Annotated in this window: 13 protein-coding genes; 9 read left to right on the top strand and 4 right to left on the bottom strand. The window is 70.0% G+C overall.

Annotation, left to right across the window (positions count from 1 at the left end):
- Positions 1-61: 61 nt before the first annotated feature.
- The 7 genes from EDC82_RS10580 to EDC82_RS10550 all read left to right on the top strand — a co-directional run bounded on the left by EDC82_RS10580 (position 62) and on the right by EDC82_RS10550 (position 7295).
- Complete coding sequence (locus EDC82_RS10580; protein WP_131941485.1) at positions 62-988, top strand: SURF1 family protein; 927 nt, start codon at positions 62-64, stop codon at positions 986-988.
- Positions 985-1353, top strand: coding sequence for a DUF3817 domain-containing protein (locus EDC82_RS10575; protein ID WP_006944851.1), 369 nt, complete (start codon positions 985-987; stop codon positions 1351-1353). Before EDC82_RS10580 ends, EDC82_RS10575 begins: the two co-directional genes overlap by 4 nt.
- A 66-nt stretch (positions 1354-1419) precedes the next feature.
- Positions 1420-2997: a glutamine-hydrolyzing GMP synthase gene (gene guaA / locus EDC82_RS10570; RefSeq protein ID WP_006944852.1), complete on the top strand. Its 1578-nt coding sequence runs from the start codon at positions 1420-1422 to the stop codon at positions 2995-2997.
- Between the two features lie 147 nt (positions 2998-3144).
- The gene (locus EDC82_RS10565; protein ID WP_062257908.1) at positions 3145-4014 is read left to right on the top strand and encodes a phosphatase PAP2 family protein; all 870 of its coding nucleotides are present in this window, start codon (positions 3145-3147) and stop codon (positions 4012-4014) included.
- 27 nt (positions 4015-4041) lie between these two features.
- Complete coding sequence (locus EDC82_RS10560; protein WP_156444965.1) at positions 4042-5049, top strand: phosphatase PAP2 family protein; 1008 nt, start codon at positions 4042-4044, stop codon at positions 5047-5049.
- Between the two features lie 9 nt (positions 5050-5058).
- On the top strand, positions 5059-6378 hold the full coding sequence (locus EDC82_RS10555; RefSeq protein ID WP_062257911.1) for a Mur ligase family protein: 1320 nt from the start codon (positions 5059-5061) through the stop codon (positions 6376-6378).
- Entirely contained in the window at positions 6375-7295 is a 921-nt protein-coding gene (locus EDC82_RS10550) for a type 1 glutamine amidotransferase (protein WP_082740758.1), read from the top strand. Before EDC82_RS10555 ends, EDC82_RS10550 begins: the two co-directional genes overlap by 4 nt.
- Positions 7296-7423: 128 nt before the next feature.
- Here the strand turns inward: EDC82_RS10550 and EDC82_RS10545 are convergent, their stop codons facing one another.
- Positions 7424-8470: a lysylphosphatidylglycerol synthase transmembrane domain-containing protein gene (locus EDC82_RS10545; protein ID WP_231729523.1), complete on the bottom strand. Its 1047-nt coding sequence runs from the start codon at positions 8468-8470 to the stop codon at positions 7424-7426.
- 95 nt (positions 8471-8565) lie between these two features.
- A complete protein-coding gene (locus EDC82_RS10540; protein ID WP_062257915.1) occupies positions 8566-9435 on the bottom strand; it encodes a PIG-L deacetylase family protein in 870 nt (289 codons plus the stop codon).
- Positions 9436-9459: 24 nt separating this feature from the next.
- On the opposite strand from EDC82_RS10540, the gene EDC82_RS10535 reads away from it, so the two are divergent.
- Both EDC82_RS10535 and EDC82_RS10530 read left to right on the top strand, forming a co-directional pair.
- A complete protein-coding gene (locus EDC82_RS10535) occupies positions 9460-10578 on the top strand; it encodes a glycosyltransferase family 4 protein (protein WP_006945566.1) in 1119 nt (372 codons plus the stop codon).
- Positions 10575-11288 (top strand): NUDIX hydrolase, encoded by a 714-nt coding sequence (locus tag EDC82_RS10530; RefSeq protein ID WP_006945591.1) that lies wholly within the window; start codon positions 10575-10577, stop codon positions 11286-11288. The genes EDC82_RS10535 and EDC82_RS10530 overlap by 4 nt, the downstream gene beginning before the upstream one ends.
- Before the next feature lie 125 nt (positions 11289-11413).
- Here the strand turns inward: EDC82_RS10530 and EDC82_RS10525 are convergent, their stop codons facing one another.
- The gene (locus EDC82_RS10525; RefSeq protein ID WP_006945590.1) at positions 11414-11761 is read right to left on the bottom strand and encodes a hypothetical protein; all 348 of its coding nucleotides are present in this window, start codon (positions 11759-11761) and stop codon (positions 11414-11416) included.
- 50 nt (positions 11762-11811) lie between these two features.
- Complete coding sequence (locus EDC82_RS10520) at positions 11812-12489, bottom strand: DedA family protein (protein ID WP_006945586.1); 678 nt, start codon at positions 12487-12489, stop codon at positions 11812-11814.
- Positions 12490-12618 lie beyond the last annotated feature (129 nt).

The raw sequence follows: 12618 nt of genomic DNA, 5'->3' as shown, positions 1-12618 counted from the left end.
CTCCACAATGCAGAGCGACCCGTCTGAGGCAACGTTCAGTTCGACCCCGTAGGCTGAGTCGGTGCTGCGAACCGCGATGAAACCCCGCCTCCTGCGGTTGTTCGTCGTCATGCTCGTTCTGACGGCAGCCTTCGTCTGGTTGGGCAACTGGCAGTGGCAGACGGCCCACAACAGGGCCAACCAGCAGGTCCTCGAGGAGAGCAACGGGCGCGCTGTGGAACCACTCGACGACGTCCTGAAACCGCAGACGACGTTCGACAACGGGCGCTCCTTGCAGCCGATTCGTGCGACCGGCCACTATGACGCCGCGAAGACCGAACTGGTCGCCGGCCGCGTACTCGACGGCAAGAACGGCTACTGGCTCATGACACCGCTCGTCGTCGACACGACGGGCGCGCGCATCCCGGTGGTGCGCGGGTTCGTCACGCAGACGACGAAGCTGCCCGCGCCGACGTCAGGCACGGTGACGATCGAGGGCGCGCTCGCGCCCGGGGAATCGGTCTCTACGCTCGGTGAACTTCCCGAGGGGCAGATCGGCACGATCGACATGGGCCGGCTGCTCAACGAGTGGGGCGGCAAGGTCTACAACGGCTTCGTCTTCTCGACGAAGCAGGTGCCGGCCGCGGCGCCGCAGTCGGGAACCGCTGTCGTGCAGCACATTCCGCCGCCGGTGCCGAAAGCCACGAAGGTCGATCTGCGCAACGCGGCCTATGCGTGGCAGTGGTGGATCTTCGCGATCTTCGCCGTCTTCATGTGGCTGCGAATCCTGCATGAGGAATACCTCGACGACCGGGCGGCCGCCGAAGCCGCGATCTCCGACGGGCCGCAGGCAACAGATGCGCCCGACGTGCGCGCCGCACGCAGCGAGGGCGACGCCGCTGACGATCTCGACCAGCCCGACGATGGTGCCGCCCGGGCGTCGTCGGCTCCCGAAACCCTCGCCGAACAGGGCGCGATGCGCCCGGCGACACGAAAGGAAACGCCGTGACAAAGCCTGCTCCCACCCCCGGCCGCCCCGTGGTGCGCATCGACGCACTCAAGGCTCGCTCTGCCCTCAAGTTCTTCAAGGTCGCCGCGTTCATCGTCGGTATCGGCCTGCTCGTTCTCGTGCTCGAGATGGTGCTGCACTACGGTTTCGACAACCACGCCCTCGACTGGTGGCCGCAACCGCATGGTCTGCTCTTCCTCGTCTATGTCGCCGCGACGGCGAATCTGGGTTTCGCCATGCGCTGGGGGATCGGCAAGATGGTGCTCGTCATCCTGGCCGGCTGCGTCCCGTTCCTGTCCTTTTGGGTGGAGCGCCGCATCAGCGGTGAGGTCGAGCGCGATCTCGAGGCACTCCCCACCCGCTGAGCGGCTGTCAGCGTCCGATAACCGCGTGATTCCGGGGTTGTCGCCCCGGCCGATAGGATGAGTGACGTGACCGAAAATCTGCAGGATCATCCCGTTCTCGTCGTCGACTTCGGCGCGCAGTACGCGCAGCTGATCGCGCGACGCGTGCGTGAGTGCGCCCTCTACTCCGAGGTCGTGCCGCACACGATGAGTGCCGCCGAGATGCTGGCCAAGGAGCCCGCGGCCATCGTGCTCTCGGGCGGGCCGTCGTCGGTGTACGCCGAGGGGGCGCCGTCGCTCGACGTCGCGCTGCTCGAGGCCGGCGTGCCCGTGTTCGGCATCTGCTACGGCTTCCAGGCGATGGCTGACGCTCTGGGCGGCACCGTCGGCCACACGGGTGGTCGTGAGTACGGCAACACGACGGCGACGATCACGCACACCGAGTCCGTCCTGTTCGCGGGGCAGCCCGCCGAGCAGAACGTGTGGATGTCGCACGGTGACGGCGTGACCGAGGCTCCCGCGGGCATGACGGTGTGTGCCCGCACACCCGGCGCGCCCGTCGCGGCGTTCGAGGATCCGGCGCGCAAGCTGTTCGGCGTCCAGTGGCACCCCGAGGTGTTGCACTCCGCCCATGGCCAGGAGGTGCTTCGTAACTTCCTGCTCAAGGGCGCCGGCCTCGAGGCGACGTGGACGGCCGCCAACATGGCCGAGGAGCTCGTCGAGCAGGTGCGGGAGCAGATCGGTGAGGGCCGCGCGATCTGTGGCCTCTCCGGTGGTGTCGACTCCTCGGTCGCCGCGGCGATGGTGCAGAAGGCGATCGGCGACCGACTGACGTGCGTCTTCGTCGACCACGGCCTGCTGCGCGCCGGTGAGGCCGAGCAGGTCAAGGAGGACTTCGTCGCCGCCACCGGCGTCGACCTCGTCGTCGTCGATGCGTCGCAGCAGTTCCTCGACGCGCTCGCGGGTCAGAGCGACCCGGAGACGAAGCGCAAGATCATCGGTCGCGAGTTCATCCGCGTCTTCGAGCAGGCCGCGCGCGACATCGTCGGCGCTGAGTCGAGCAGCGAGCACCCCGTCGAGTTCCTCGTCCAGGGCACGCTGTACCCCGATGTCGTCGAATCCGGCGGCGGCACGGGCGCGGCCAACATCAAGAGCCACCACAACGTCGGCGGCCTGCCCGACGACCTGCAGTTCACGCTCGTCGAGCCGCTGCGTTCCCTGTTCAAGGACGAGGTGCGTCAGGTCGGTCTCGAGCTCGGTGTGCCCGAGGCGATCGTGTGGCGCCAGCCGTTCCCGGGCCCCGGCCTCGGCATCCGCATCATCGGCGAGGTGACGGCCGAGCGCCTCGAGATCCTGCGCGCTGCCGACCTCATCGCCCGCGAAGAACTGACGGCCGCCGGTCTCGACCGCGACATCTGGCAGTGCCCCGTCGTGTTGCTCGCCGACGTGCGCTCCGTCGGCGTGCAGGGCGACGGCCGTACGTACGGTCACCCCATCGTCCTGCGCCCCGTATCGAGCGAGGACGCGATGACGGCCGACTGGACGCGCCTGCCCTACGACGTGCTCGCCAAGATCTCGAACCGCATCACGAACGAGGTCGCCGACGTCAACCGCGTCGTGCTCGACGTGACGAGCAAGCCGCCGGGCACCATCGAGTGGGAGTGAGTTCGAAGGTGACGGCATGATGCCTCCTGAGCTCACGCACGACGACGGCGCAGCCCGCACGGTTGCGCCGTCGTCGCATCCCGGTGGTCCTCGACGCGGTCAGGACGATCGGCCCGTCGGGTCGGCACGCCCCGGCGGTGGTGCGCGATGAGCGCCGATGACCTCGTGGGCGCGACACGGGCTGGCGACGACGCCGAGCCGGCCGGCGACATCCCGGAGTCCGTGCGCCGTCTCGTCTGCTCGGTGACGACCATGGCGCTCGTATCGCTCACCGGGTTCCTTCTGGTGCTGTGGGTGTTCACGCGAACGGCACGCGGCCAGATGTGGGACGAACGCGCGCGCCTGAGCACCGGTTCCAGCGCGCGAGCCTGGGCGCACATCGTCGACCCCCTGACGTACATCACGATCGCGAGCACAGGCGCGTTCCTGCTCGCGTTCGTCGTGATCGCACTCGTGCGACGCCGTTTCGCTCTCGCGGCGGCGGCCGTCTGCGTCGTCTCTGTGGCGAACGTGACGACGCAGCTGTTCAAGGCCTATTGGCCCACGCAACCACACTGGTGGTCGAACTCGTTGCCAAGTGGGCACTCGACGGTAGCGATGAGCATCGCCACGGCTGCCCTCATCGTCGCGCCCGTGGGCGCCAGGCGATGGCTGCTGCCGTTCGCCGGCTTCGGGGTGACGTTCGTCGGCGCGGGCACGCTCGTCGGACACTGGCACCGGCCCGCCGACGTCATCGCGGCCTTTCTGCTGACCACGTTCCTCGCAGCGATCGCGCTGGGCGTCGTGCAGCGCGTCCAGCACGGCCGTCATCCGCGCGACACGTCGTACGCGGTGCGACCCGTGCTCAGCCTGGCGGGCAGCATCGGCGTCGGCCTCATCTTCGTCGCGCTCGGGGTGCGTCCGCTCGATCACGACGTCTCGCTCGTCCTGGCGTTCGTCTCCCTGGTGAGCATCGCCGTGACGGCGGCGCTCACGCTGGCGTGGATCAGCGCCGCCGCCGACGACGCCGTCGGCTGAGGTCTCGAGCAGACCATGGTGGCCCGTGTGACGCGCGACGCGGTGCGGTCGTGGGGTCGGCGCTTCGTGCCGGCCGCGTTCATGATGCTGCTCGCAGCCGTCGTGGTCGGCATCGTGGCGATGGCGCGTGATCTCCCGGGCGGGGTCAGCAGGGCCCGGGACGGCATGCACGCGTTGAGTGGTACGGGCCGCACGTTCGAGACGATCGCGGCCTGCGTCGGGTGGGTACCGCGCGGGGCGCTCGTGGTCGCTGTCGTGGCGGTCGTGGCGCTCCCGGTTTCGCTGCTGCGCCGCGGCGGCGCATGGGCCGTGACGCCCCCGCGCGCCGCCGCCGCTCTGCTCGTCATCGCCGGCGCCAATCTGAGCACGCAGGCGGCCAAGTTGCTGCTCGCCCGGGCGCTCACGCCTGAGGTCGCGACGCTGCCCAGTGGGCACGCCACGCTCGCGCTGACGAGCGCTGCCGCCGTCGTCCTCCTCACGCCCCCGCGATGGCGGCGTGCGGCGCTCGTCGGCGCCGGAGCCTGGGGAACGCTGGGGTGTCTCGGCGTCATTGCGGCGTACTGGCACGCGCTGGGCGACGTCGTCGCCGCGATCGCCGTCGTCGCGGCCTGGCTGGGCGTTGCGCATCTGCTGCTGGCGCCTCGAGGCGGTGGGGGTGGGCCGCACCCGTTCTTGGGCGACCTGGCGATCCCTGACGAAGGTGTCGATGCTGAGGAAGACGCCGGCGTCCGCCTTGGACAGCGCGGGGAGCGCCGCACCCCAGCGCACCCCGGTGGCGCCACCGTCAGCCGGCCGGCCTCGGGTGGCACGTTGGGTGCCTGGCCCCGCCCGGCGCCCCACGACGTGCTCGCGGCGGCTGCGGGCGCCGCGTGGGTCGTCGTCACGTTCCTCGGGTGGGGCACGGACGTCAACGCTTTCGGTGCGTGGTGGGTGGGCGCGGCTGTGCTCGAACTCGTCGCCGTCCCGCTGGGCGTCACGATGATCGTCGCCTCCGCCGCGCGTGCCGTCCGGGAGGTCGCGCGGACCACGCACTAGGCTGGCCGGGTGTTGAGAACTGCTGCTGCCGTGCTCGCGGGCAAGTCCGCGCGAATCGCGACGAGGCTGCGTGGGGGCGGAAGCGCCCTGCCCGGTCTCGTCGTCGAGAAGATCGATCCGCGTTTCCTCTCCCAGGCGCTCGCGGGACTGCCGCAGGGCATCGTCGTCGTCACCGGCACGAACGGCAAGACGACGACGACGAAGATGCTCGTCGCGCTGCTGCGCGCGCATGGTCTGCGCGTGTTCACGAACCCGACGGGCTCGAACTTCACGCGTGGCGTCATCTCGTCGGTGCTCGGAGAGATCTCCCTCAAGGGTGGTCTCGACGCCGACATCGCGGTGCTCGAGCTGGACGAGGCGCACTCGCTGCACTTCGCGAAGGTCGTCAAGCCCACGCATGCGCTGCTACTCAACGTCGCACGCGACCAGCTCGACCGATTCGCCGAGATCGACTACACGGCGAAACTGCTCGCACAGCTGGCGGAACAGACCACGCAGGGCGTCGTCCTCAACCGCGACGACTCGTTCGTCGCGCGCATCGCGGGGCGCCTGGCCGATGGCGTCGAGGTGTCGTACTTCGGTGTCGACGAGACGATCGCCGACCGCCTCGGCGAGCTCATGGAGCAGGACGTGCGCAGCGACGACGACTTCGTCGCGCCGCTCGTCGGCCCGGGTGACGGTCTGCTCAAGCCGCTCGACGAACGTCGCTTCCTCGTGACGTTCGCCGACCGTGCCGACGGCAGCGGCAACGTGGGGCCTATGCAGATGCGTCAGCACGGTCTGGCCGCGATGATCAACGCGACCGCGGCGACGTCGATGGCGCGCCGCCTGCTCGGCCACGCGTTCCGCGGTGAGACGGCGGTGACGGCACTCGAAGCCGTGCAGCCGCCGTTCGGGCGCGGAGAGGTGATCGACGCCGACGGCACCGAACTCGAGCTCGTGCTCGTCAAGAACCCGGCCGGATTCACCGTCGCGCTGTCGACGTACGGGGGCCGGCCGGTCGCGAGCATGGTCGCGATCAACGACAACTACGCCGACGGACGCGACGTCTCATGGCTCTACGACGTCAACTTCGCGTCGCTGCGCGAGCGCGGCGTCGAACTGACGAGTGGGGTGCGCGCCTATGACATGGCCCTGCGGCTCGCCTATGACGGCGTCGAGGTGCGCGCGGTCGAACCCGACCTGCACGCCGCTCTTGATCGGTTCCTCGCCGAGCACGCCGACGAACCGAAGCGCATCTTCTGCACGTACACCGCCATGATGACGCTGCGTCGCACGCTCGCCGAGCGCTACGACCTGCCCGACTTCGGAGAGGACGCCGCCGAATGAGCGAGCAGACGAACCCCCAGCCGACGGCTGCCCCTCGGATCGACGACGACCCCGCGGCGATGGGCGGGGTGCCGACGGATGCTGTGCGAGCCGACTCGTCGACGTCGGGTGAGGTACAGGCGCGGGTCAACGAGGACCCGGCGGCGATGGATGTCGTCCCGACGACACTGGGCGATCCGAGTGGCCCGAGCAAGGGCCGCGTCACGCTCGTGCACCTGTACCCGCGGGAGATGTCGATCTACGGCGACCTCGGCAACACGCGCTGCCTCGAGGCACGCCTGCGCTGGCACGGTTACGAACCGAACGTCGTGAGCCACAACCCCGGCGACGAACTGCCCGACGGCATCCACCTCGTCGTTGGCGGTGGCGGCCAGGATTCGGGGCAGGCGCGTGTCGAGGCCGATCTCGAACGCATCGGCCCGCGCCTCGTCAGCATGGCTGAGGACGGCGTCCCGATGCTCATGATCTGCGGCATGTACCAGTTGTTCGGCAAGGCGTTCCGCACCGTCGAGGGCGAAACGCTGCCCGGTCTCGGCATCCTCGACGTCACGACGCAGGGCAACGCGAAGCGCATGATCGGGCCCGTCGTGCTGTCGACCGAGTTCGGCGACGTCGTCGGGTACGAGAATCACTCGGGTTCGACGGTGCTCGGCGACGGCCAGCGTGCGTTCGGTGACGTGCGTTCCGGTTTTGGCAACAACGGCGAGGACGGCAAGGAGGGCGCGCGCACGCGCAACGTCATCGGGTCGTATCTGCACGGCCCGATCCTGCCGTCGAACCCGAAGCTCGCGGACTTCCTCATCGCCGTCGCCGCCGAGCGCGCGACGGGCCGTCCGTTCGAGCCGGGCGAGATCGACGACCACCTCGCCGACGAAGCCCGCGCCCGCCAGGTCGCACGTCTGACGAAGAAGAACTGACCCCGCCACGTCGGGTGTACCTCAGCCGTGAAGGCCGACGAGATTCGCGAATGAGGTCGAGAATCGCAGGTGGGGTGGGGCCCTGACGCAACCGCGAATCCTGTCCACATTCGCGATTCTTGGTCATATCAGGTCGGCGATGACGACCTGGGCGACGTCGCGGCATCGAGGACGGCTTGCTTCGGCATGAGCCACCACGCCAGCCAGCCCAGTGCGCCAAGAGGCACCTCGAGCAGGTGTGTGAACAAGGCGAAGACGAGGACGCCCGCAGCTGCGGCGGGTTTGTCAGCGCCCCATGCGACGAGGACGGCGAGGGTGCCGGCCTCCGTCACGCCGAGGCCGCCTGGCGTCACGCCGACGGTCGTCAGCAGGCGCCCGACGGCGTATGCCGCGAACAACTTGCTCAGGGGCATGTCGACGCCGACCGCCTCCATCGTCCGCCAGAACAGCACGAAATAGACGGCGAGGTACCCGACGACGCCCACCGTCATCGGCGCCCACCCGTGCGCCGTCACGCCCGCCAGACGGCGTCGTTGATCGACGAGCGTGGCCTCGATCTCGAAACCGGGCCGGCGACGTCGCACACGTCCACCGACGCGGCGATCGAGCCACGCGCCGAACCGCTGCGTCAGACCGGGGGAGAGCAGCACACCGACGAACGCGGCGATGATGACGAGCCCGACGATTCCGCCGGTCAGCGCGCCGCGACGCACTCCCTTCGGCAGGGCGTCCGTCGAGCTGAGCAGCGCGACGCCGAGCAGCGGCATCGCGAGGCGCGCCACGAGGTTCCACACGCCGGTGACGATGACCGACGTCGAGATCGCTGCGGCCTGAAACCCCCAGGAGCGCAGCATCAGGTAGGTCGCGGCGACGCCGGCCGCGCCACCGCCGGGCAGGAGGTTGCCGGCCGCGGACCCCGCGACGTTGACGATGAGCGCCTTGACGTGCCCCAGCCCGGGTATGGAGCCGGTCAGCGCGAAGGTGTAGAGCCACAGCCCGAACGCGACGAGCGCGAACAGTTCGAGGCTGCTCACCCACCCGAGCAGTTGCAGATGCCGCCCGATCTCGGGCCATGTCGTCTCGCCGAACCACGGCACGCCCCAGTACAGGATCGCCGCGGCCAGGCCGATGCCGATGACGGCCTGCGCGCTCTGCCACGCGTTGGGACGCGGCATCGCGGGCGACAGAGGTGAATCCTCGGAACGGGATCCATGGCCGGACGAGGCGTCAGGCGAGGTGCTCCCGGGCTGACGGGACGACGAGGGCGAACTCACTCGGCGCGGTCCTCGTGCTCGGTCAGCCCCGCGAAGATGTCGTGGCTGACGGGGCCGACGTGGGCGGGGTCGCGGAACCATTCGCGTCCGAAGACGATGTCGTACAGCGGCCGCGGGATGCGCAGGAACGCGGCGAGGGTGCGGTCGGCGTCACCGTCAGCACTCGCCTGTGACGCGTGCGCCGCCATCGACGCTCGCTTCGCGCCCGCTTGACGGAGGACGTTGACGCGATGAGTGATGTCCTTGCGGGCCGAGTAGGCGCGTTCGAAGCCGGCCATGTCGAAGTCGTCGGGGAAACGGTAGAAACGCGCCACGAGGTGCAGCGCGCGCACGAGCAGGTCGCGGGGCACCGTCGCCTCGAGTACGCGCGGCGTGCCCGCCAGCTCAGCCGCGCGCGCGCCGACCTCATGGACGCGCACGTGGTCGCGGTGTCCGTAGCCGCCGGCCGCGTCGTAGGTGAGCAGGACGTCGGCGTCCTCCTCGCGCAGGATGACGGCGAGCGCCTCGGCTGCTTCCTCGACGGGCACCGTGACGAAGCGCCGCTTGCCCGGCGGGTCGGGAAACACCTGCGGGCCCATGCCCGAATCGGCGTAGCCGAGCGTCTCGAGCCGGGCGACGCCGAGCCCGCGGGCGCTGGCCGATACTTCGTCCCAACGTCGCGCCGCGAGCTCGTCAGCCGTGCCGTATTCCGACCCGGCGAGGCCGAGCGCGCCGTCCGTCGCCACGACGAGGACGACGTGATGCCCCTGCGCCGCGGCCTTCGCCATGGTGCCGGAGGTGAGCAGCGCCTCGTCGTCGGGGTGGGCATGGAATGCGACGAGGGTGCGTCGCGGCTGGCCGTCTGGGGTGGTGATCATCGTCTTCATCCTCTCGCATGAAAGACTCGTGCCGTGAAGATCGCCCTCGTGTCCGACTGCTATCTGCCGCGTCTGGGCGGCATCGAGGTGCAGGTGCACGACCTCGCGCAGCGCCTGGTGGCGCAGGGGCACGAGGTCGTTGCGTACACCGTCACCCCGGCTCACCGTGAGCAGCACAGCGGCCTCGAGATCGTCGACGGCATCCCGGTGCATCGGTTTTCGCTCGGGTTGCCGCACGATGTCGCGCTCAATCCGATGGCCGTCTCGCAGCTTCGCCTGGCGCTGTCGAACGGCGGTTTCGACGTCGTCCACGCGCACATCGGCGTCATCAGCGTGTTCTCCTTCGACGCCGTCCGCCTCGCCCTCGATCTGGGCCTGCCGACGGCGGTGACGTGGCACTCCGTCATGGCGTGGGCCGGTCCGCTGCTCAAGCCGCTCGGTTTCGTACGCCGCTGGGCCAAGGGCGGCGCTGCGTTGTCGGCGGTCTCGCAGGTCGCGGCGCGCCCGATCCGCGACATGGCCGGCCGCGGCCACGAGGTCGTCGTGCTGCCGAACGGCATCGACGCCGACGCGTGGACGCCCGGCGAGCCGCGCACGGGCGACGAGGTGCGTGTCATCTCGGCGATGCGGCTGGCCACGCGCAAGCGTCCGCTCGAGTTCTTCTCGGTGATGAAGGCGGTGCACCGCGAGGCACCGAACGTCCGGCTCGAGATCGCGGGGGAGGGCGACCTGCGCCCGAAGCTCGTGCGCGCCGTCGACCTCGCCGACGCCCACGAGTGGGTCTCCTTGCCAGGACGCATGACGCGCGCGCAACTGCACGACCGCTACCGCGCCTCAGACCTGTACGTCGCGCCGGCGCGGCTCGAGTCGTTCGGCATCGCGGCGCTCGAGGCGCGCTCGTCAGGGCTGCCCGTCGTCGCGCCGTCGACGAGCGGCGTCTCGGAGTTTGTCACCTCGGGCGTCAACGGGCTGCTCGCGGGCGATGACGACGACCTCGCGCAGGCCATCATCCGCCTCGCTCTCGACACCGACCTGCGCCGGACGATGGCCGAGTACAACCGCACGCATCGCCCGGCGCAGACGTGGGATCAGGTCGTCCGTCTCGCCGAGGCCGAGTACGCACGGGCCGCGGCACTGCGAGCGGCGCGATGAAGGGCGACGGCGTCCCCGACATCCCGATCTTCGTGCGGGGTCTGGAGGACGGTCGCGAGGTGCTGCGTGCCCGGTTGGCGCAGGGCATCGCGCCGCGGCGTCAGGTGCGCGACGCGGGGTTCAAACCGGTCGCCCTACGCACGGCGACACTCGTGCATGACGGCGTCGAGCTGACGTTCGAGGTCGCGCGCATGCATGCGGCTCATCATCGCCTCGCGGGTGTCGCGCGCGCCGCCGGCCCGGTCGATCTGGTGCGCCAACGCCTGGCTGCGTACGCGGTCGTGACGAGCGAGAGGGGCGTGCTGCTGACGCAGCTGTCGCGCGAGACGGGGCGTCCGGGGCTGTGGATCCTGCCCGGGGGCGGGGTCGAGGCCGGCGAGGCGCCCGAGGCGGCCGCCGCGCGCGAGGTCTGGGAGGAGGCCGGGCAGCGCATCAGCGACGCGCGGTTGTGGGACGTCTCGTCCTCGCACCGCGTCGGCGATGGCAGGGAGGGGATGGTCGAGGACTTCCACGCCGTCCGCCTCATCTACTCGGCCCGCTGCGACGAGCCCAGCGAACCCACCGTCCACGACGTCGGGGGCTCGACGCAGCACGCGGCGTGGTTCGCGGCGGCCGACGTGGTCGACCCCACCTCCGACGGCTACCCGAGCGGCGGCATGGCTCCCTGGGCGCTCGAATCGGTGCGGCAGGTGCTCGGCTCCTCAGGTTGACGCCGAGCCACCCACGAGCCGAGCCCGGCGACCGGATGCGTCGACGGGGCGTGGCCACCGACGACGAAGCGGGTGCGTCGACGCCTCATGCGTCGTCGCACCCGCTCGTCATGCGGGGTGGTCGGTCAGTGCCAGAAGATCGCGACGATGACGTTGATGACGGCGAGCGCAGCGGCGGCCTGGACGAGCGGCGCGGCGCTGTCGCCCTTCTTCTCCTTCGACGAGGAGACTTCGAGCAGACCTGCGACGATGAGGGCGATGACGAGCTTCACCGCGACCCACGTGTGGTCGAGCGACCAGTGCTGCGACTCGGCGACGCCGACCATCGCGAGCCCGCTGAGCAGCTGCAGGCGCGCGCCCCACACCATCGCGGGGATGGCGCGCGGCGCCTTGAGGACAGCGAGGAAGCCACCGACGATGGCGGCCATGCCGAGCAGGTGGACGAGCAGGAGGATTTCGTTGAGCGTGGACATGCCACAAGGGTAGGCGTTCGTCGCTCCAGCCATGCTCGGGTGAGCGTCCGTCAGCTCACCGCGCGCGGATCGGCGGGGTTGATCTCTTCACCGGCGGCGCGCTTGCGTTCGGCGTACTCGGCGACGTTGGCGCTGATGCGCTTGCGGGCGACCGTCGTCAACACGATGCCGAGGACGACGGCGGCGCCGAGCCCGATGTAGGAGAAGTTCTTCATCCACTTCTCGGCGATCTTGCCGAGGAAGTGGACGCCGTAGGCGGTGCCGCCGGCCCAGCAGATGGCGCCGAGCACGTTGGCGGCCAGGAAGCGCGCATACTTCATGTGCAGCGAGCCGGCGAGCGGGCCGGCGAAGATGCGCAGCAGCGCGACGAAGCGTCCGAAGAACACCGCCCAGATGCCGTGGGTGTGGAAGGCGTGCTTGGCGTACCCGATCGTCTCGTCGTTGACGTGATGGGGGAAGCGTGTGCCGAGCCACGCGAACAGGCGCTCACCGAAGTGTCGACCGACGTAGTAGCCGATCGAGTCGCCGATGACGGCGCCGAGGATGGCGGCCAGTGCGACGAGGTGGATGCTGACGTGCGGGTGCGGCCCTGAGGCGAACAGCGACGCGGTGACGAGCATGATCTCGCCGGGCAGGGGGATGCCGACGCTCTCGAGCAGGATGATGAGACCGGTCAGAACGTAGACGGCCGGGGCCGGAATCGCATCGAGAATCGCCTGAACATCCACGCCCCAAGGGTAGGCGACGATGCCGCCCGCCCCTGCCGCCTCGAGCCCGATGCCCGCAGCCGTCCTCGGCCGCGCGGCCGCCGCGCTCGTCGACTGAGCGGTTGTCGCTTCTCACTCCTAGACTGGCCT

The sequence above is a fragment of the Dermacoccus sp. SAI-028 genome (genome assembly GCF_004346775.1).
Taxonomy (GTDB): Bacteria; Actinomycetota; Actinomycetes; order Actinomycetales; family Dermatophilaceae; genus Dermacoccus; species Dermacoccus nishinomiyaensis.
The sequence above is the reverse complement of the archived record's forward strand: the minus strand, read 5'-3'. Positions and strand labels throughout refer to the sequence as shown.